Annotated in this window: 16 protein-coding genes; 6 read left to right on the plus strand and 10 right to left on the minus strand. The window is 62.5% G+C overall.

Translation table 11 applies throughout. The features are described from left to right. Window positions 1–58 precede the first annotated feature (58 nt). Entirely contained in the window at window positions 59–1303 is a 1245-nt protein-coding gene (locus RT21_RS05160; protein ID WP_046161894.1) for an MgtC/SapB family protein, read from the plus strand. 15 nt (window positions 1304–1318) lie between these two features. On the opposite strand, the gene rmuC is transcribed toward RT21_RS05160, so the two are convergent. Together rmuC and RT21_RS05170 are read right to left on the minus strand one after the other, a co-directional pair. Further along, window positions 1319–2791 carry a DNA recombination protein RmuC gene (rmuC, locus tag RT21_RS05165; RefSeq protein WP_046161895.1) on the minus strand — a complete coding sequence of 491 codons (1473 nt, stop codon included), beginning with the start codon at window positions 2789–2791 and terminating at the stop codon, window positions 1319–1321. Between the two features lie 79 nt (window positions 2792–2870). Further along, window positions 2871–3224: a tetratricopeptide repeat protein gene (locus RT21_RS05170; protein WP_045431990.1), complete on the minus strand. Its 354-nt coding sequence runs from the start codon at window positions 3222–3224 to the stop codon at window positions 2871–2873. A 559-nt stretch (window positions 3225–3783) separates the two neighbouring features. Between RT21_RS05170 and RT21_RS05175 the strand changes: the two genes are divergently transcribed. The 3 genes from RT21_RS05175 to RT21_RS05185 are packed head-to-tail and all read left to right on the plus strand — an operon-like array spanning window position 3784 to window position 6931. Further along, window positions 3784–6348, plus strand: a complete 2565-nt coding sequence (locus tag RT21_RS05175) for an intermembrane phospholipid transport YdbH family protein (RefSeq protein ID WP_046161896.1) — start codon at window positions 3784–3786, stop codon at window positions 6346–6348. A gap of 38 nt (window positions 6349–6386) precedes the next feature. Further along, window positions 6387–6578, plus strand: coding sequence for a YnbE family lipoprotein (locus tag RT21_RS05180; RefSeq protein ID WP_046162118.1), 192 nt, complete (start codon window positions 6387–6389; stop codon window positions 6576–6578). A gap of 8 nt (window positions 6579–6586) precedes the next feature. Next, window positions 6587–6931, plus strand: a complete 345-nt coding sequence (locus RT21_RS05185) for a YdbL family probable chaperone protein (protein WP_046161897.1) — start codon at window positions 6587–6589, stop codon at window positions 6929–6931. A 38-nt stretch (window positions 6932–6969) separates the two neighbouring features. Here RT21_RS05185 and RT21_RS05190 read toward each other — a convergent pair whose 3' ends face one another. The 7 genes from RT21_RS05190 to RT21_RS05220 all read right to left on the minus strand — a co-directional run bounded on the left by RT21_RS05190 (window position 6970) and on the right by RT21_RS05220 (window position 16703). Beyond that, the gene (locus RT21_RS05190) at window positions 6970–7953 is read right to left on the minus strand and encodes a lipid A deacylase LpxR family protein (RefSeq protein WP_046161898.1); all 984 of its coding nucleotides are present in this window, start codon (window positions 7951–7953) and stop codon (window positions 6970–6972) included. Between the two features lie 132 nt (window positions 7954–8085). Next, the gene (locus tag RT21_RS05195) at window positions 8086–10047 is read right to left on the minus strand and encodes a PhoX family protein (protein WP_046161899.1); all 1962 of its coding nucleotides are present in this window, start codon (window positions 10045–10047) and stop codon (window positions 8086–8088) included. A gap of 34 nt (window positions 10048–10081) precedes the next feature. Then, window positions 10082–10933 (minus strand): energy transducer TonB, encoded by an 852-nt coding sequence (locus RT21_RS05200; RefSeq protein ID WP_046161900.1) that lies wholly within the window; start codon window positions 10931–10933, stop codon window positions 10082–10084. Continuing rightward, entirely contained in the window at window positions 10930–11391 is a 462-nt protein-coding gene (gene tolR / locus RT21_RS05205; RefSeq protein WP_046161901.1) for a protein TolR, read from the minus strand. The genes RT21_RS05200 and tolR overlap by 4 nt, the downstream gene beginning before the upstream one ends. Before the next feature lie 12 nt (window positions 11392–11403). Next, complete coding sequence (gene tolQ / locus RT21_RS05210) at window positions 11404–12117, minus strand: protein TolQ (RefSeq protein ID WP_046161902.1); 714 nt, start codon at window positions 12115–12117, stop codon at window positions 11404–11406. A gap of 87 nt (window positions 12118–12204) precedes the next feature. Continuing rightward, window positions 12205–14136 (minus strand): phytase, encoded by a 1932-nt coding sequence (locus RT21_RS05215; RefSeq protein ID WP_046161903.1) that lies wholly within the window; start codon window positions 14134–14136, stop codon window positions 12205–12207. Between the two features lie 86 nt (window positions 14137–14222). Next, window positions 14223–16703 carry a TonB-dependent receptor gene (locus RT21_RS05220; RefSeq protein ID WP_046161904.1) on the minus strand — a complete coding sequence of 827 codons (2481 nt, stop codon included), beginning with the start codon at window positions 16701–16703 and terminating at the stop codon, window positions 14223–14225. Window positions 16704–17408: 705 nt separating this feature from the next. On the opposite strand from RT21_RS05220, the gene RT21_RS05225 reads away from it, so the two are divergent. Together RT21_RS05225 and RT21_RS05230 are read left to right on the plus strand one after the other, a co-directional pair. Beyond that, a complete protein-coding gene (locus RT21_RS05225; protein WP_046161905.1) occupies window positions 17409–18323 on the plus strand; it encodes a GGDEF domain-containing protein in 915 nt (304 codons plus the stop codon). Window positions 18324–18327: 4 nt separating this feature from the next. Beyond that, window positions 18328–19359, plus strand: coding sequence for an AraC family transcriptional regulator (locus RT21_RS05230; protein ID WP_046161906.1), 1032 nt, complete (start codon window positions 18328–18330; stop codon window positions 19357–19359). Here RT21_RS05230 and RT21_RS23535 read toward each other — a convergent pair. Then, the gene (locus tag RT21_RS23535; protein ID WP_127838884.1) at window positions 19345–19566 is read right to left on the minus strand and encodes a hypothetical protein; all 222 of its coding nucleotides are present in this window, start codon (window positions 19564–19566) and stop codon (window positions 19345–19347) included. The two genes, RT21_RS05230 and RT21_RS23535, sit on opposite strands and share 15 nt — an antisense overlap. Window positions 19567–19825 lie beyond the last annotated feature (259 nt).

A 19825-nucleotide genomic window follows, 5' to 3' on the forward strand; every position in this document is an offset into this window, starting at 1 on the left:
GCGGCCGCAGCGAGACGGCTAGACTGGACTCATTAGAAGTTGCCGACGGCCTTTGCCCATGACCCTCGAATTATTGTTGAACCTGGCAACCGCTCTCGGCGTGGGCCTACTGATCGGTACAGAACGCAGCTGGAGCGGCGGTGACAGAGACGGCCAGGAGATGGCCGGCATCCGCACCTTCGGCCTTGCCGGGCTGTTCGGCGGCCTGGCTGCGTTGAGCGCCAGTCATTTCGGTACGCCCGCCTGGATCGCGATGTTCATCGTGCTGGCCCTGCTGACGATCGCCGGCTACGTGATCGAGTCCCGCACCAATACCGATCGTGGTATGACCACCGAGATGGCGCTGCTACTGACCTTCCTGCTTGGCAGCCTGGCCGTGGCCGAAAGTCGCTTGCTGGCCGCCGCTGTGGCGGTCGTGGTGGCCTTGCTGTTGAGCCTGAAAGCGCGACTGCACGGTGCGCTGCACAAGCTAAACGAAGCGGAACTGAGCGGCGTGCTAAAGCTGTTGTTCATTTCCGTGGTGCTCCTGCCCGCACTGCCGAACCAGGGGTATGGGCCCTGGCAGGCGTTCAACCCCTATACCACCTGGTGGATGGTGGTGCTGATTGCCGGTATCGGCTTTGCTGCCTATGTCGCCATCCGTCTGCTGGGCACCCGCCACGGATTGATGATCACGGCACTGCTGGGCGGCATCGTTTCCTCCACGGCGATGACCATCACCCTAGCCCGCCTGGACTCGGGGAAAATGCGCCACGCTTTGGCCGCGGGCCTGCTGGCAACCTCGGCGCTGATGTTCCCGCGGGTACTGCTGGAAGTTGGGGTGATCAATAGGACGTTGCTGCCGGCCTTGCTCGCGCCAATGCTGACGGCCGGCCTGATCTACGCCGCCGGCGCCTTGTTCTACTACTTGCGCGCCGGTCAGCAGCCCGACAACGCCGCCGAGCCACCGTTGAAGAACCCGTTCGAACTGGGTCCGGCGCTGCGTTTTGCCGGCCTGCTCGTACTCATCCTGTTCCTTGTCGAAGCCGCGCAAAGGGGACTGGGCGACGCGGGGGTCTATCTGATTGCCCTGCTGTCCGGGCTGACCGATGTGGATGCAATCACCCTGTCGCTGGCCAACAGCGCCCGGACCGATCTGGCTGAACAGGTCGCGGTGCGTGGCATCTTTCTCGCGGCGCTGAGCAACAGTCTGGTCAAAGGAGGCCTGATCGTCTTTATCGGCGGCCGCGCTCTGGCGATGCTGACCCTACCGTTCATGTTCAGCGGCCTGCTGGCCGGGCTGGCGGTGTTGTGGCTGCTGTGAAGCTAAATGCGCGCGCTACTCCTCAGCTTCTAGCGGCAGCTCGGCCCCGGCACGCTCAAGCCAATCGGCCGGCAGCCGCTTGCTCGCCCGCGCGCCCAACAGCTTGAGCTGTTCGGCGCGGCTTACCAGATTGCCGCGACCATCGGTGAGTTTGTTACGCGCGCCGAGGTAGGCCTTGTCCAGTTGCTGCAGGCGACTGCCGATCTCGTCCAGATCCTGGATGAACGCGGCAAACTTGTCGTACAGCCCCCCTGCACGCTCGGCGATCTCACGAGCATTCTGGCTTTGCCGCTCTTGGCGCCAGAGGCTGTCGATCACCCTTAGCGTCGCCAGCAGGGTGGTCGGGCTGACGATCACAATGTGCTTGCTGTAGGCATCCTGAAACAGCTCGGGGTCGGCTTGTAGCGCCGCTGCGAACGCCGCTTCGATGGGCACGAAAAGCAGGACGAAATCCAGGCTCTGCAGCCCTTCGAGGCGCTGGTAGTCCTTGAGTGACAAGCCTTTCAGGTGATTGCGCAACGACAGGACGTGCTGCTTGAGGGCCAGCGCGCGGCTGCCCTCGTCTTCGGCGCAGATCAGCGCCTGGTAGGCGGTGAGGCTGACCTTGGCGTCCACCACCACTTGCTTGTCGCCGGGCAGCTGGATCAACACGTCAGGCTGGAAGCGCTCGCCATCGGCGCTCTTGAGACTGACCTGGGTGTGGTATTCGCGACCCTTTTCAAGCCCGGCATGCTCGAGCACCCGCTCGAGGATCAGCTCGCCCCAGTTACCTTGGGTCTTCTGCCCCTGCAGGGCGCGGGTCAGGTTGGTTGCTTCGTCGCCGAGGCGCTGGTTGAGCTGTTGCAGCCGTTCAAGCTCCTTGGCCAGAGAAAAACGCTCGCGCGCCTCGTTCTGGTAGCTCTCCTCGACGCGCTTCTCGAACGACTGGATGCGCTCCTTGAGCGGATCGAGCAGCTGACCGAGACGCTCATGACTGGTCTCGGCGAAACGCTGCTCGCGCTCCTCGAAGATCTTGCCTGCCAGCTCGGCAAACTGCGCACGCAACTCATCGCGGGCGCCCTGGAGATCTTCCAGACGCTGCTCATGAGTTTTCTGCTGTTCGTTCAGCTCGGCTGTGACCGCAGCGTGAGCGGCGCTCAGTGCACGCAGCTCCGCTTGCTGCGCATCGCGCTCGGCCTGCAAATCATCGAGCGCTTCTCGGCTTTCCAACCGTTGGGCCTGCAGCCATTCGGTTTCTCGTCGCAAGACAGCGGCTTCGGACTGAAGCGCTGCGCGGGCTTCATGAAGATCGGCCTGCTCCTGGCGACTGGTTTCCAGTTGCGCGCCGAGGCCTTCCTGCGCCATGACCGCCTGGCTCAGCCGCTCGTCGAGCAACGACAGCTCCGCCTGCTGCAGGGACAAGCGCCGTTGCAGCGACCACGTAACAATGGCGAGCAATAAACAGAGGGCACCGAGGCCGGCTGCTAGATAGAGAGGATCAAGGGGCATGAACGGCTCCGGCTGAACTGCGCGGCAGTATAGCCAGCCAGCCCGTGCAGGTCAGGCCGGCCCGTCTGCGACGCCGAATCTAGCGCTTGGCCGGAAGCAGCAAGAGGATCCGCGAGGCTTCGGTCGAACCTTGTGCAGCCGCCTGTTCGAGCCAGTGGCGTGCTTTGGACAGCTCGCGGTGCTGAACCTGACAGTACAGCTGACCAAGCTCGAGCTGAGCCTGACGGTCGCCGGCTCGTGCGGCCTGGCGCAGCAGTTCGAAACCGATGCGACGATCACGCTGGCTGTCGCAGTCGTGGCAGAGCAACCGTCCCAGGCGGCTCTGCGCTTCAACCACACCTTCGAGTGCCGGCTGCTTGAGCATCCGACCGGCGATGCGTTTGACACTCTTGGTCTGTCCTAGACGCTGGCTGTCCAGCAGCCACAACGCCATGCGCATCGGCAGGCGTGGAGAAGATGAAGTGCTCTCGAGCGAGCTCGAGGCGAGTGGACGCGTTCTCATGGTCACCGAATGGTTCGGGGGGACAAGGGCGCGCACTCTACTCCTTTTTTCACAGAGTTAAAGTCTTGCAAAAATTCGAAATACACGATCTGGATCACACAATTATTTAATCCACAGAAGCTGTGGATAACTTTGTGGGCAAACAGGTTACAAATTCCCCTAGCGCCTATGGTGAGCGGGTTTCAGTTAAACTGGCGGTTTTTTCGCCAATGTAAAAAACCTTTATTTTTCAGTAGGTTATTCCCGATATAAGCTTCCGCTTGATTTGCGACAGATTGTCATAAGCGCTTGACAACGCTCGACAGCGAATGTGCACAAGTTTGGCGCAACCTTCTCGAAACGCCCGCCTGGGCGCGTCCCTCCAGCGTTTCGCGGCATGGCAAGGAACTTTCCGCTCCCAGTTCGGTCTCGACGACTTCGCTTCGTAAGCCGGTCGCAAGCGCGCAGCGACCAGCCTATGCTTACGCATCGATTTTCAGCGGAACGGGTCATGACGAAGCGGCAGACAATCCTCGTCTGGGCGGTTGCCGGCCTGGCTCTGCTCGTTCTGGGGTTTGGGTTTTACGGTGGCTTTCGCTGGCAGCAACTCAAGCGCGACCTCGGAATCGTCACGCTCGACGTGAGCGGAATGCGCCTGACGCTCGACCATTTTGCCGTGCGGCAAATGGTCCTCGTCCGGCAGCCATCAGCCGACGAACGGCTCGAAGTGACACTCGACAATCTGCGCCTCGACTTTGCAGACGGTTGGCGACTGCTGCCGCTTCGGTCACTGAACATCGAGCGCCTCGACGCCCAATGGCAGCCCGCTGCCAGCAAGAACGACGACAACCAGCCCCTCTCTTTACCCGACCCTGAGCAACTGAACGACTGGTCGGCTTGGCTGCCCCGACGAGGACAGATCGCTTCGCTGGACTTGACTGTGCCCTGTGCAAGCGGAACCTGCCGGGCCCAGGGGCAACTTGGCTGGCAGCTTGGCGAGCAGGAGCTGCTTCCCGCCACCCTCGACCTGCAGCTGGACCACCAGCCGCATCGCCTGGCCTTGGCGCTGCACGCGTATGAACAAGACAGTGACACCCATCTGGACCTCGGTTTGCAGCTGGACGGCCAGCAGCGCTTAAGCATGCAAAACCAACTGACTGCCCAGACCGGTTCGACGCTCTGGCGCGGTACCTTGGCGATGAACGAGTTGCCGGAAGCGCCTTGGCTGCTGGCCTGGTTGAATGAATGGATGGCCTATACGCCGCCGGCGTTGCCGACACTACCCGAGCAGATGCGGATCGGCGCCGGCTGGGCACTGCAACTCGACACGCAAACCCTGGCGGAGGATTGGCAGGCACTGAATGGCGAGCTGAGACTATCGGCGAATCTACCGGCGCCCTGGCCCGTGGTCGGCCTTGGCCAGCTACAGGGTCAGCTGGACTTGAGCCTTCTTGCCGATGACGGCCTGTGGATACCAACCGAGCTGGCCGGCGATGTCACCCTGCAGCCGGCCGCGGATCTGTTCGCGGCATTGCCGGCACAGCTGCGCCCCAGTGCCGTAAGTCTCAAGATCATCCCGACAGAGACTGACAAGGCGACTCAAACCCTGCCCTTGAGCGTGCAGCTGTCTGCCAGCGGCCCCTCGTCTGTGACGCTGGATACGCGTCTCGTACTGGCAACCGCTTCGCCCTACGCGGCGACCTTCGACCAAACCCAGCTCAAGCTGCGCAGCCCGACGATGACAGAGGCGGACTTCAGCTTGCAGGGGCTCGAAGCAGACCTGCGGCTGAGCGGGCGGGTTTCGCAGCAGGACGCCACCATTCGCTTCGACAAAAACTCAAGGCTGCGAGTAGATAGCCTGTCAGCCGCGTCAGGCCTGACCGTCAGCCAGCTGATGCTGCAGCTGGCGGGGGCCAAGGTGGAGGCTGGTTTTGCCGAGGGTGAGCTTCGACGCCTGGCGATCACCGGCAAGCCCGCTGTAGCGGCCAGTGAAGTAAAGCAGCCTGTCTTGCGTCCACAGGGCTGGCACTGGAGCGGCACACTCAATGCGGACCTATCGCAGGTCTCCCTCGACGGCCCGCTGGGCAACGATGGAGGCCTCAGCCTGCCAGTGGCGCTGAGCCACACCTGGGCTAACAGCGCGACTCGCCTCAACGTCAACCTGCCTGAGCTGTTCCTGCGCGCCGGCAACCCACTGGCCGCGACTTTCGCCGATTGGCCGCCTTTGCTGGAGCTGAACAACGGACGCCTGCAAGGGCAGGCGCAACTCAACCTGCCAGGCAGCGGCCCACTCGCAGCGTCGGCCAAGCTCAGCGCCAAGGGGCTCGGCGGCATTTACGATCGCACCGAATTGAGCGGGCTCGACGCAGAGATTTCGGCCGTGTTACGGCGCGATCAGCTGCGGGTGGACGTGACGGAACTGACCCTGCGCGAGGCCAATCCGGGCTTCACGTTCGGCCCCTTGCGCTTCGCCGGTGAATACGCGGGCCCGCTCGACAACCTCGCTCAGGGCCGCCTGGCCTGGAGTATCGCCGAGGTGCGGCTGCTGGGCGGACGGCTATGGCTGGAACCGGGCATGGCTGACCTTGGGTCGGGCACGCAGCAGTTGAAAGCGCACCTGCGCGGGCTGCAATTGCCGTTATTGCTCGAAGCCTATCCCGCCGAAGGGCTATCCGGCACAGGCGTGATCGATGGCGAGCTGCAGCTGCAGCGCAGTGAAGCCGGAATCAGTATCGAACAAGGCTCGCTGCAGGCTCGCGAGCCTGGCGGCGCGCTGCAATTCCGTTCACCGAAAATCCAGGCACTGGGCCAAGCCAACCCGGCGATGCGCCTGGTCACCGAGGCGCTGGATGACTTCCACTACGATCTGCTCGCCAGCGATGTGCACTATGCCGCCGACGGCACACTCGACCTGGGCCTCAAGCTGCACGGGCGCAACCCCGCGCTGGAAGGCGGCCGCCCTATCAATTTTTCAATCAACCTCGAGGAAGACATTCCCGCCCTGCTAACCAGCCTCCAATTGTCTGATCGTGTCAGCGAAACCATTCAACGGCGCGTGCAGGAGCGCCTCAGATGAGGCAATGTAGCGGCGACTTCGATCTGGAGAACACCGTCATGCGGTTCTGCCATCCCATCAGCATTCTGGCGCTGGCCCTGCTGGCCACTGCCTGTACCCCACGCGTTGAGCTGGCCGTGCCCAACGAGCCGATCAACATCAACCTCAACGTGAAAATCGAGCACGAGATCTACATCAAGGTCGACAAGCAACTCGATTCGATCATCAACGAAGACAGCGGTTTGTTCTGAGGAGCCTTATGAAGACCTATCTGAAACTCGGAACCCTGCTTGTGGCGCTGTGCCTTGCGCTGCCGGCTGCCGCCATGTCGCTCAACGAGGCCATGTCCGCACTCGGCCAGGCCAAGGCCAGCGGTCAGCTCGGCGAGAAACCCGACGGCTATCTCGGCATCGTGCAGAGCGGCGGGCAAGCTGAAGAAATCGCCAGTCAGATCAACCAGGCCCGACGCGCCGAGTACTATCGCTTGGCACAGAAGAACGGCATCGGCGTCGCAGATGTGGAAGCCATTGCCGGTAAGAAGGCCATCGAAAAAACCCCGCCCGGCCAGATCATCCTGCTAAACGGCAGCTGGGTTAAGAAGTAAGTGAACCTTCGCGGGGGCACTCGCTCCCCGCTTGATCCTCAAAACCAGGTCGAGACCGTCAGCGAGCCGAACTGGTCATGATTGGCCTGGCCATTGAATTCACGTGTTCGCCAGACCCTGGCAAAGGCCAGCTGCCAGCTGTTCCAGGTGAGCGCGATACCGGCCTTGGCATCGCCCACCCACTCGTTCGGGTCCACTGAGTGACTGCTTTTCCAGGTGTTACCCTCAAGCAGCATGTTCTGCGCCATATAGCGCCCTTCGACATCGGCGAAAAGACTCCAGGCGAAGCCGCCGCCCTGATTGAAGAACATGCTGCCGCTCTGTGCCGGCGCCACTGCCGGAATGCTGAAACTGCGCTCTAGTCGCTGCCCGATGCGCAACCCGAACCCCGCAGAGCCGTAGGTGTAGAGATTGCCTAGCGCAAAGCCGGCGCTCGGACCGTACTCGAACTCCAGACCGCCAAGGCGCTGCTGACCCCACCAGCGGTAGTGGTACGCAAGGTTGACGAAGGGTTCGTTGCGCAATTGGTTGTCCCAGCCGCGCGGCTCGTCACTGTTGGTGATTTCGTGGACCCGGCGCTGAATCTTTTTGCCCCCAGCTGCCGGGCCGACGATCCCGACATCCAGATGCAGGCCGCTGGTGCCGCGCCAACCTTCATGCTGATCATTCGAGAAAATCGACATGCCAGCAAACAACAGCGCGGCGTAGGGACGGTCGTCCTCGATCAGCTGAGCTCGAGTTATATCGTCCGGCGTGTAAAGCTGATGTCCCAGCCGATAGGCGACGTTATCAACCTGATCGGCACTCCAGCCCGGCATCGCCTCGGCGAAACGTCGCGACCAGTGATCGGCGCCAGGCTCGAACGAACGCATCAATTCGAAACCGTTGGTGTAGTGCCCATCGTCAGAAGCAAACACATCGTTTTCGATTTTCAGCGAGTAGAGGTCCGCCTGGCTCACCAGCGGTGTACAGGAAATGACGACGGCGAGGGACACGCGAGTGCGCAGCTGCGAAATGGCCATAGCCCGACTCCTTGGTTACATGCAGAGAAGTATGTATCAGCATGTTAGAACCGGGCTGTGGCCTAAACGTTCAGCGTGACCGCGGCGCACAAACATGAGCGCGCCGGCAGGCCTGTCCATCGCTAACAGCCATCAGGTCCCGATGATGCCGCCATCGTCCTTGGTAATAAGCACTGTCGAGGCCCGGGGACGCGTCTTGCCATCGCTGGCCGGGAAGCTCAGCTCGGGGTGCTGCACGTTGATCCACATGGCGCGGTAGTCCGGGCTCCAGGTGATACCGGTGATTTCGCAGCCGCGAGGGCCGACCAGAAAGCGCCGCACCTCGCGGGTGCGCGGGTCAGCACAAAGCAGCTGATTGGTGCCCATGGCCTGCATCGCGGGCTCGTCGTCGCCGTAGTCGGTCTCAATCCACAGCCGGCCAGCGTTATCGAAGGCCAGCCCATCGGGCGAGGAAAAGATATCCCCGTTGATGGTGCCGGTGAGGTTGGCCGGTACTGACTCACCCTCTGCATGCTTGGCGCCGGGCTGCTCGCCGGCCAGCAGGAAGACTTCCCACGTGAAGGCGGTCGCGGTGGGGTCGGCGCCCGCTTCGCTCCAGCGCAGGATCTGGCCGTGCAGGTTCACGGGACGCGGATTGGCCTTGTCGGTGGGCCACTTGATGCCGCGGTTGTCGTTGTTGGTCAGGGTTACATAGACCTCGCGACTGCGCGGGTGCACGGCCACCCACTCTGGCCGGTCCATGGGCGTCGCGCCCACATGGTCGCCAGCGGCGCGGGCATTGAGCAACACTTCAGCCTGGTCGGCGAAACCATTCTCGGTGGTCAGACCGTTCTGTCCGTGGACCAGCGCCAGCCACTCGCCGCTGCCATCGGCGTTGAACCGCGCCACGTATAAGGTGCCATCGTCCAGTAGTCGCCGGTTGGCCTGATCATCACCCGCTACATAACGGCCGCTTGGAACGAATTTGTAGACGTATTCGCCCTTGGTGTCGTCGCCGGAATAGAAGGCCATGCGGCCGTCGTCACCCAGCGAAAGAACGGAACACTCGCGGCAGTAGCGACCGAACGCGGTGCGCTTGACCGGCTTGCTCGCTGGGTCGAAGGGATCGACCTCGACCACCCAGCCGAAACGGTTCGGCTCATGTACGTGGCCACCGTGAGGTTGCGCAGGGTCCGGGGTTGCGTTGAAGCGCGGGTCGGCCGTTTCCCAGCCGTAGAGTTTGCTCAAGCCCTTGCCTTCGATGCCATAGCGCTTGTGCGACACGCGCTTGGCCATGTCCTCGGCGTCATGGTTGACGAAGTAGTTGTGCCAGTTCTCCTCGCACACCAGATAGGTGCCCCAGGGCGTGAAGCCGCTGGAGCAGTTGTTCAGCGTGCCGATGATTTCGCGGCCGCTGGGGTCGGAAGCGGTCTTCAGCGCGTCGTTGCCGGCCAGCGGGCCGCCCACCGCCATCGGCGTCATGCCCGAGATGCGCCGGTTGTAGCGCGACGGCATGACCCGTTGCCATTGGCCCTGTGCATCCTTTTTCACTTCGATGACGCTGACGCCATGAGCTGCCTGCTCTTTGCGCACCTCATCCAGCGGGCGCTTGCCGTCGGTAAACGTCATGCCGTTAGGATGCAGCAGCGGGTTGACGTACTCGTGGTTCATCACCAGCAGGCCGTGGCTGTCTGGATTTTCCGGGAAGGGAAAGAAATGCATGCCGTCATGGTTGTCGCCCGCCTGCTTGAGCTGGGCCTGCCAATCATCGGTGGCGTCCGGATTCCACTCGGGGGCATCCGCCATGACGGCATCACCCCAAGAAAAGAACGTCCGCGCGCTATAGCCTGGTGCAACCTGCACGCTGTCGAACGCTGGGTCTAGCTGCGTCGGGATGCCCTCGAAGCCAATCAGCGACTCAGACTGTACGGCGCTACGACAGGCGCCCAGACTGCCGCCAAGAAAGCCCAGTGCGGCAAGGCCCATCCCGCCCTTGAGCAGGTTGCGTCGGCTGTGATCGACGAGCTGCTCCAACGAGACGTTGGCGCTCGGGTTGATCGCCTGATCATCGAGCGCGGAAAGGTTGGCGTGAAAGCTTTGGAAATCCTGTTTCATCATTAACTCGTTAAGCAAATGGGTCTGGTCCGCATCACTGGATGCGGTAGTGAAAGGTGTTTTTGACCTCGGGAACGGTCACGGCGCGACCGTCGACGATCCGAGGTTGGTAGCGAAAACTTTTAGCAGCCGTAAGTGACGGTCGGATAAACAGCGGGTGGCAGTCTTCCAGCGCTTTCGGGTTTTCGATCCGCCCCTGTGGGTTGACCGAATAACTGACGGTGCAGGTGCCCTCGATGCCCTTGTCCAGCGCACGCGTTGGGTAGTCAGGTGCATCCTTGGCGATGGGCAGGTACTGGCGACTGGCAGCCGCTGCGGCTTCGGCTTGGCGCGCGCGTTCTGCAGCGGCCGCCGCTTCGGCACGTGCCGCCTGTTGGCGCTGTTGTTCCTCACGAGCCAGCTGCTCGCGGCGCTCGGCTTCGCGCTGCTGCCGCTCGACTTCGATGCGTTCCTGCCGTTCGCGCTCCAGCTGCTCTTTGCGCTGCTGCTTGGCTCGTTGCTGCTCTTTGACGCGCGCCTCCTCTGCCTGTCGCTCCTGCTCGGCGCGCTTGTAGGCCAGATCGGCCTGTTCCAGGCGCTGCTGTTCGATCTGCGGATCGACCTGCGGTTCCTCGATGACCGTCTCCACCAGCGGCTCCGGGACGGGTGTGGGCTCGGGCTCAATCACAGCCTCCGCCGCCGGCTTGGGAGTCGGCAGGCTGATCAGCTGAGTCTTGAGTATTTGAGTCTGGCTCGGCGCGCTCAGCTCGGGCGTCCAGCCATGCAGCAACAGACCGAACACCGCCGCGTGCAGCGCCAGGGTGGCCGCCGCCGCACCGGCATGGCTGCGCCACTGCGGACGCGCTACCGGGAACCTCGTTGGTAGCGTCATGGTCAGGCTGCTCATGGCGTAGGCTGCCCAGGTGGCGCCTCGGTAATCAGACCGAGGTTCACCACCCCGCCGCGCTGCAGCTCGGCGATCCCGGCCACCACGCGGCCATAGTCCGCGGCATCATCAGCGCGTACGTAGACCTGGGTATCGCCGCGCTCGGCGATGATCGCGGCGACCTTCTCGCGCATTTCCCCGAGGTCGATGGCGCTGTCCGTCTGGTCCTCGGCATTCAGCTCGGTGCCCAGGTGCCAGTAGAAGCCGCCGTCGGCCTTCACCGAGAGGGTCAGGATCTGCCGCTCATTCTCCGTGGGCAGCGCCTCGGCGGCGACCTTGGGCAATTCGATCTTCACACCCTGCACCAGCATCGGCGCGGTGACCATGAAGATCACCAGCAGCACCAGCATCACATCGATGTAGGGCACCACATTCATTTCGGCTTTGGGGCCGTGTTTACGCTGCGGTTTGACCAGCATGACGAAGCTCCTTCAGGCGGCAGCGGCGACGCTGGGCGAGCCGGCATGCAGGCGACGATGCAGGCGCGCCTGCAGCTCGTTGGCGAAGCTGTAGTAACGCGCGCTCAGGGTCTGGCCACGGGCGGAAAAGCGGTTGTAGGCCATCACCGCGGGGATCGCCGCGAACAGGCCGATGGCCGTGGCGATCAGCGCTTCCGCAATGCCCGGAGCAACGGTTGAAAGCGTCGCCTGTTGCACCATGGACAGACCAAGGAAGGAATTCATGATCCCCCACACCGTACCGAACAGCCCGATATAAGGGCTGACCGAACCGACCGTGGCGAGGAACTGCAAACCGCCTTCCAAACGCTCTTCCTGCTCGGAAATGGCGACATAGAGGCTGCGCTCCACCCCCTCGAGCACCGCATCCGGCGCAATGCCCGGCTGGCGCTGCAGCTGGCTGAACTCCTGATAACCGGCGAGAAAGATGTGCTGCAGGGCCGCCTCCCGGGGCAGCGGCTGATCACTGCCCTCGCGATACAACTGCGTCAGTTCCGCGCCGCTACGAAAGCGCTGCAGGAAGGTTTTCAAAAGGCGTTCGCTGCGGCGCAAGGCCGCGCCACGCTGGATGATGAGGTACCAACTGGCAATCGAGGCCAGCACCAGAATCACCATCACCAGTTGCACCACCAGGCTGGCCTCGCTGACCAGGCCCCAGACCGACATGTGTTCACTTTGCATCTGTATTTCCTCCGTCCGCCCTGTGGGACGGCATTCGTTTATTACTTTCAGGCAACGTTGCGGGCGTCGCCTGATGCATTCATGCGACCGAGGTCAGTCGAGCCCTAGCGCGTCAGCAACCGCTGCCCACGGCAGGTATTTGTAGTTCTGAGCGCCTTCGGGCATGCGTTTGCGGCCGTCCTGCACCACCAGCATGCCGCGGCTCCAGATACCGCCGAGGTTGGCCGAAGTGACCTCCAGCCCATCGGTCTCCGATGCGCCATCGATGCCGCGCTCGGCATTCAAACCAACGCGGAATGCGCCGCGAACGGCGTAAGGCGCGGCGGCATCCAGTACCAGATAACTGTCGTTACCCTGGCTCGAGATCACCAGGTAATCGGCCTTCGCACCCTGGTAGAGCGCCAGCCCCTCGACGTCGTCATGCAACGGGCCGCCGACACCGATCACCTTCTCCAGCTTCGCCGGTGCATCGCCACGGGCATCCAGCGTCCAGACCGCCTCGTCTTCCTCACCGACGAAGAGCCGCTGGGTGCGGTCATCGGCCACGCAACCCTCGGGTTGGCTGGCGACCTTGAACTGCCGCACTAGCTCACCGCGCGGCGAGCCGCTGGAACCATCCAGGCGGTACTGCAGAAAGGTGCCGTCCTTATCGTTGGCGATCGCATGGATAGCGCCCTGGCGATCCTTGAACATGCACAGGCCATAGATTTCGGTGATCGGCGTGGCGATCTGTCCGATGTCGCTCAACTGCCCGCTTGTTGGATCGATGGCGAACAGGTGCAAGCTGTTGTGATCCCGATTGCTGGCCACGGCGAGGTCAACCTGCTTGCCGCCATGAACAAAGCCGGTGCGCACGTCCACGTTGTTCAACCGCCCGACGGGCAGGTACTGGAGCTGCTTGCCGGTCAGGTCGTACACGCCGAGCCCGCCCTTCTTGTCGGTGCCCAGCACACGGCTTCTGGTCCGGTAGCTGGCGTTGACCCAGATCGCCGGGTCATCGGCAGCATCCCCCAGGTGCGGCACCGGATCGGTCTGGACCTGAGCCGGCAGCATCGGAATGACAGGCGTCGCGGTGGGCGTTGGAGGCTGCCAATCCAGACGAGACGCGTGGGCGCCACGCTCATCGGTCAGCAGCAGGTCGATGCCACCCTCGGTCAATCGGGCGCTGATCTGCTCAGGCTCGTCGAAGCCTTCGAGCGGCAGTACCGAATGGCTACGCCAGCTGTCGGCGTCTCGCCCATAGAGGTGCAGCGCGCCGGCTTCCGGGTCTAGCGCCAGCAATCCGCCGGGCACCAATGCCATGCCGGCAGTTGCTTCGGCGATACCCCCGAACGGCTGAACCATATCCACCGGATCGCGCACAAGCGGTGCTTCGGCATCCGCCGCGTAACGCCAGAGGCCCACGCCTTCTTCGTTGACGATCAGCTCGCCGGTTTGATCATTCACCTGGCAGTAGCCGCTTTCCGGCGGCAGGCTCAGGCCGCGTACGCGCTGCGGCGTCGCAAGTGGGCGCATGTCGGCGGCGACCAGCCATTGCTCACCGATACCTTCTTCACCGACCAAAAACAGGAAGCTGTTGCGCGCCGCGTCGCGGAACAAGCACAGCCCTTCGATGGCGAAGTCGGTTCGCGGGATGTACAGCGGCTGGCTCCAGCGATGCTCGCGGTCAAGCCCTAGCAACACGGCCTGCTGGCGCTTGCGGTCGAGGGTGGCGATCAGCATGCCCTGCCTGCCTAGGCGATGATCCAGGCCTTCAAAGCGGCCTTTGAAATCGCTGATCACTGCGCCCTTGGCGTCGAGTATCTGCAGCCCGCGCGAATCCGGTCGAACGACCAGTCGCGACGCAGTTGGCCAGAAATCTGTATTGGCGATCAGCTGAGCGCTCACGGCTTCCAGCGGTGCGGCATCCACGATGCTCAGGGTCGGCGCCGGCTGCTTGCCGGAGTCGACGCCCGCTCCGGACTGACAGGCCGCAAGCGCAATGCAGAGGCTCAGCAGCATGGGTTTATGCAAAGTCATGTACATGGTTTTTCCAATCTGCAGCCGCTGACCGCCACCATTCCGAAAAGGGGAACAGAGCAGAGGCGGGGCGGCGAATAAGTCGAAGTTGGTCAGAAGTGCGTCAGGGTCAGGCCAAGCTTGTAGGTCGGGCCGTATTCCTCGTACTGGGCGTTGAAGTTGCTGCGCCCGGTGTAGACGAAGTAGGACTCGTCCGTGAGGTTCAACGCCTCGAGCGTCACCTGCAGGTTCGGCGTGATGAAGTAGCCTGCCTTGAAGTCCACGAACAGCTGATCGTCTGCGTAGAGATCGTGGGCTGCGTCATCGATACCGGCCACTTCGGCCAGGTACTCAGATTTGTAGTTGGCGGCCAGACGCATGTTGAACACGTCATTCTCCCAACCGACCATGAGGTTGCCGACGCTATCGGAGTGGTTTGGCAGGTCGATGCTGCGACTGCTTCCCTGCCCTTCGATCTCTGCATCGGATTTGCTGAAGGTGGCGTTGGCGCCCAGCAGCACGCCATTCCAGGGTGCCGGTAGCCAGTTCAGCTTCTGCGAATAGGCCAACTCGACACCATAGAGCTTGGCGCTGCTGCCGTTCTCGAAGCTCAGCGCTTCGTCGAATCCAGTCCATTGGCCCGTACCGGCCAGATCGGTGTTGTAGATGAAGTTGTCGATGTCCTTGTAGAACAGATAGGCCGACACAGCGCCCGCGCGGCCCATGTAGTGCTCGATGCCGAGGTCGTAGTTCATCGACTCCAGTGGCTTGAGGTCAGGGTTGCCAAACTCCGCATCTTCGCCATCGATGACGAAGCCAGGCGCCAGCTGCTCGAACGTCGGGCGCACCACGGTATTGGTCCAGGCCGCCCGAACGAAGGTATCGGGCGTCAGCTCATAGCGCGCATGCAAGCCCGGCAGCCAATATTCATAACGGTTGTCGCTGGATACGGCTTCGAACTCACCGTCGCGCAGGCCGGTGCCCTTGGCGCTAAACTCGGTGCCCTCATAGCGCAGGCCGGCGATGATGCGCCACTTGTACAAGTCCAGGGTGTTCATGAAATACGCCGCGTTGATGTCTTCGCTCATGTCGAAGTCGCCGATGCGCGACTCCTCTTGATCGTAGAACTCGCTCGCATCGAGGCCGCCAATCAGGCCCTCCAGGCCGCCGGCGCTGATGCCCGAACCGAAGCGGTCCAGCGCGTAGTCGACCTTGCCGCTCTGGAAGTCGGCCAGGGTCAGGTCGTCAAAATCGTCGTAGGCCCAGATCTCGGCGTCGTTGGTCTTGTCGCGCCGGCTGAGCTTGCCACCGAACTTAAGCTGCGAGGCATAGCCCTGGATGTCGTAATCACGGGCCAGATCCAGGCGGATGTTTTTCTCTTTGTCGCGCGCATCAGTCTTCTCCCACTCCACCTCGTCGAGTTCGAAGCTGGCAGGATCGTAGAAAGACGGGTCGACGGTCAGGCGCGGTTTGCCCGTACTGGAGAAACCTACGTCAGCGAAGTCACCCTCGAACGTCGCGCTGGAAATGCCGCCCGGGTTGCGCTCGCGGGCCTCGCTGTAGCCGACCTGACCGCTGAGGGTCCAGAGGCCCATCATGCGTTCACCGCCGAACACGTAGGACTGGATGGTCTGGGTTTCCTCGCGGGACTTCAGCTCACGCCAGCCCTCGGCATCGCCCAGCTCGCCGGCCCGTTGCGCATCTTCGAACTCGACCCCGGCTGCGTTGCGGGTCTCGGTGTCCTTGAAGCGGCTGTATAGCGTGCGCAGGTAATAGCTGCTGAAGTCGTCCGGCTGGTAATCGAAGTTCAGACCAAAGCCGGTGCGCTCGCGGGTGATCTCGTAGTCGCGCTGCTCGAACTCTTCCAGCCGGGCGCCGTCTTCGAAATCCCATGCGCCGCCGGTTTCCACGTTATCCGAGCCGAAGTCGCGATCCTGCCAACTCAGCGCCGCGGCCACGCCGAAGTTGTCGACGCCACCGCCCAGGCTGAAGCGGTTACTGATGGCACCGGAAAATTTGGGGCTGGTCTCGCCGACGTTCTCGTCGTAGCTGGCTTCGGTGCTGAGGCTGTAGAACAGGCCGTCGTGGTCGAACGCCGACAGGCTCTCCACCTCGATGGTGCCGCCCAGGGAGTTGGCATCCATGTCCGGCGTGAGGGTCTTGACCACTGAAAGCGACTGCACCAGTTCCGAAGGCAGCACATCCAGCGCCACAGCGCGGCGGCCGCTTTCCGGCGAGGGCACCAGGGTGCCATTGATGGTGACGCTGTTCAGGTCGGGCGCGATGCCGCGCACGCTGACGAAGCGGCCTTCACCCTGATCGCGCTCAACGGAGAGGCCGGGGATGCGCTGCAAGGCTTCGGCGGCGTTGTCATCGGGCAGCTGGCCGATGCCATCGGCATGGACGACGCTTTTCACGCTGTCGGAGTTGCGCTGGTCCCTCAATGCTTCGTCGACGCTGACGGCCTGGCCGATCACCTCGACGTGCTCCATGACAAGCGGCTCCTCGGCCCAGGCCGAACCGGCGCTGACGGCCAGGGCCAGCAGGCTGATGCGGAACCCTGCATGACGGATGCCGCTGCGGTATGTGCTCATGAACAATCCCCCGAACGCTGTTTACCGGGTCCATCCCGGAACTGGAGCGGACGGTAGGGTCGGGATATGGCGGTTCTGTGACAGGGGTTTTTGCTGGGGCGCCAGAAAGGGGTTATTGGGGTGGTTTGGGGTATGAGGTGAGCCGATATGACCCGCCTCCGGCTCGGACGCAACGCTCAACCCGTAGGGTGGGCTTTAGCCCACCACAAGCACATCGCGACTCCGTCACGGTGGGCTGAAGCCCACCCTACGCCGCTACGAGACGCGGGGGCGCGTTGCTTCTTTGCTGGCAGACGAACCATCAGACGCCGCCGAACGCCCCTTTCAGCAGGCCGAATGGAATCGCTACGTAGAGGGGCGAGCGGCATGGATGCCGCGAGAGCCGTGAAGGGCCATGGATGGCCCTTGCGCGGCGACCCACGGAGCAGCGATGGAATGAGGGAAGTCGAGCGCAGCGAACCGGGGACGCCTAGTTCGGATGCAGGGGCAAGACCTTTTGGTTCCTTTTGGGGCGACTGCCAAAAGGGACTCGCCCAGCAGGGCGAAACCAAGCCATCAAGCAACTCCCTAATCCGCTTACACTCAAAAAAGAGCAACATCGAAAAAAACCATTGAGCCAATTCAACCCCCACCCCATTCATCCAACCGTCACATCCATCTGTTTCCGTGCCCTCACGCACTGGCGCGGCTCGCCACGGAGACCCGATGAAATCCCTGCTCAAACTGCACACCCTCACCCTGCTCGGCCTCGCTTTCGTCGCCAATCTTGGTCTGCAGGTCTATCTGGCGACCGGCCAGATCAAAACCTGGGCGGAGATCAACTGGACGGACGTCGCCGGCGAAGGCGGCTCGGCCGTGCTGGCGCTCGCCTGGCTGATCATGCTGCTGCACAGCCGTCCAGCCGGTCGAGTGACACGGCTGCTCGCCCTGGGCCTGGCCTGCGTGTTCTTTTCCTGGTGGATGGACACGCTGGACGAGTTCATCCAGCTGCCGGAGCTGGCCGTCTGGGACAACTGGCTGGAGACCGCGCCGATGCCCATCGGCTTGCTGCTGTTGACGCTGGGCATCTATCACCTCAACCAGGAACAGCGTGCCATCAGCCAGCAGATGAGCAAGCGTGAGAAAGGATTCCGCGAGCACCGCCTGTTCGACAAGCTGACCCCATTGGGCGCCGCCGAATACTTGCGCCAGCAGGTGCAACTGGCGCTCGGTCACGCCCAGGCGGAACAGCAGCCACTGTCGCTAGTGGTCGTGGACCTGGACGATTTCAACATAATCAATCAGCACTACGGCCAGGCAGAGGGGGATGCGGTTTTGCAGGCCATGGCGCAGCTGCTGCTGCTCAATCTGCGCCGTCAGGATCTACTCTGCCGCTTGGCCGGGGATCGCTTCGTGGCGGTATTGCCAAACACGGGCGAGACCCAGGCCCGAATGGTCGCAGGTGAACTGCAACAGGCCGTGGCCAGCCTGGCGCACAAAACAACACAGCACGGCGAACGGGTGCACCTCCGTGCAAGCACAGGGACCGTGATGGCGTTCGACGAGGATGCTGAACAGCTGCTCAAACGCCTCAATTTGAACCTGGCCAAAACCAAGCAGCAGTTGCCGCGCTGCGCCTGAGGAAATGGCCATGCCCACTGGTTACGATTGCGATACGCGTTTCATCGCCGCTCATCACCAGCCGGCCGTGCTGATCGATCTGGCGCTGTCACGCGGGATCGACAACCACCAGCTACTGCGTGGTAGTGGGCTGTTCTATGAAGACGTCATCAGTGGCCAGGCGCGGATCAGTCCCCTGCAGTTCCTGACCTTAATCGGAAACGCGCAGCGCTTACTTGAGGCTGACGACAGCAGCTTTCTGTTCGGCCAGCGCCTGTTACCCGGCCACTACGGCGAGGTCAGCCACGCGCTGACCCATGCCTGCACCTTGCAACAGGCGCTGGAACAGCTGCAGCAATTCCGCGTCCTGCTCAGTCCGCTAATGACGCCCCGGCTGTTCCTCGACGAGCGGAGGGCATACCTGTACTGGACCGACAACTGTGGTATCGGTAACCAGCAGCGGTTCCTCACCGAAGCCAGCCTGACCGCCGTGGTGGCGATGAGCAGACGGCTATCCGGCGAGCGCCTCCCTTGGCGCTTCCACCTCGCCTACCCGCAGCCGCGGCATGTCGAGCAGTACTGGGTGCACCTGAGCGAGCAGCTGACCTTCGCCAGTCAGATGACCGTGATGAGCCTGCCGCTGGAATATCTACACACGCCTTGGCCAGGCGCCTCGGCGACCGCCGGGCAGGTCGCGCAGCAGGCGAGTTGCGCGCAGCTGGAGAGCCTTGGCTGGCCTGGCAGCTTTATCGATCAGCTGTACGACCATCTCTACGCGAACATCCGAGAGCCGCTGAATCTCGAGCGTGTCGCCCAGTCCTTCGAGATGAGTCCCGCCTCGCTCAAGCGCAAACTGCACAAGCATGGCACCGGCTTTCAGGAGCAGCTGGATCAGGTACGCAAGCATGTAGCGCTGTATCTCTACCAAATGAAGGGCTACAGCAATGAAGAAGTGGCGAGCTACCTGCGCTTCAACGACACCACCAACTTCCGACGGTCGTTCAAGCGCTGGACCGGGCTAGCGCCCAGTAGCCTGCGCCAGCTATTCCAGAGCTGACCCGGTCGGGCGTATCGCCGCGCCGTGCCTGTCGATGGGACTATTGGTCGGCTCGGAGTTGAGACGAGTAACCTTCGCTTGGGTTGGTTGTGCTTCCTTCGCGTTGCGCTGAAGACTCGAGAGGGTCAACGCTCGACGCAGCAACAGCGCGGCGATACCGGCTACGGCGAGAAATGTGATTAGCACCGGTATGGCTTGTTCGTTCATGCGTCTAGCTCACCCTTAGAAAAGCGTCGCGGCAGCGATAGCCTTTTGATACTACCGGCGATAATGGGCGAATACCATCGCTGCATTAAGCGGTCGCAGCCAGGCTTTGCCCGTCCACTCTCCGACGAACGGTGGGACAAATCGACTTCTAGCGAGTCGTAACTGGGTCGCTACGCCTAATAACTCGAGATGGCTGAGAGGGCTGACCTAGATGCATCGGGAATACACCAGGCAATACCATCAACTGCGTACCCACATC

The sequence above is a fragment of the Pseudomonas sp. 10B238 genome (genome assembly GCF_000970615.1).
Lineage (GTDB): Bacteria > Pseudomonadota > Gammaproteobacteria > Pseudomonadales > Pseudomonadaceae > Stutzerimonas.